At 38.8% G+C, this 402-nt stretch carries 1 protein-coding gene; it reads right to left on the bottom strand.

From position 1 onward, the window contains the following. The coding region (locus C6366_RS21340) for a hypothetical protein (RefSeq protein ID WP_158269872.1) at positions 1-402 on the bottom strand (402 nt) is incomplete at both ends.

The raw sequence follows: 402 nt of genomic DNA, 5'->3' as shown, positions 1-402 counted from the left end.
TGCATCAATAGAAAGAATACCGCATGCATTTATTGTAGGATAGATGCCCCCATTCTTCACCTCTATCTCTACATAAGAGTTCTTATTTAAATCGAGTGTACATCCCAATGTTGAAAACTCAAATTTCCCATGAACACCGACCTCAAACTCATAGCTATCAGTTCCCAGGTTAAAAAAAGCACGATATGGAAGCAATGAGTTTTTTCCGAAAGGCGGAATGTTGATGTCACCATTGAATCCTAAACCCGCCACACTGTTTTTTAACAGCTCAAGCGAAAATCCACTTAAAGAGATGCCCCAACTATCCTTTTCAAGTAAACTACTGCTAAATATTTCAGATTGAACTAATGCTTTGCCTGTAAAGCCATTGCGATCCAGAACAACATTCTCAAGTCCCAATGT

This window comes from Desulfonatronum sp. SC1, from assembly GCF_003046795.1.
Lineage (GTDB): Bacteria > Desulfobacterota > Desulfovibrionia > Desulfovibrionales > Desulfonatronaceae > Desulfonatronum.
This window is presented reverse-complemented; position numbering and strand designations above follow the sequence as displayed.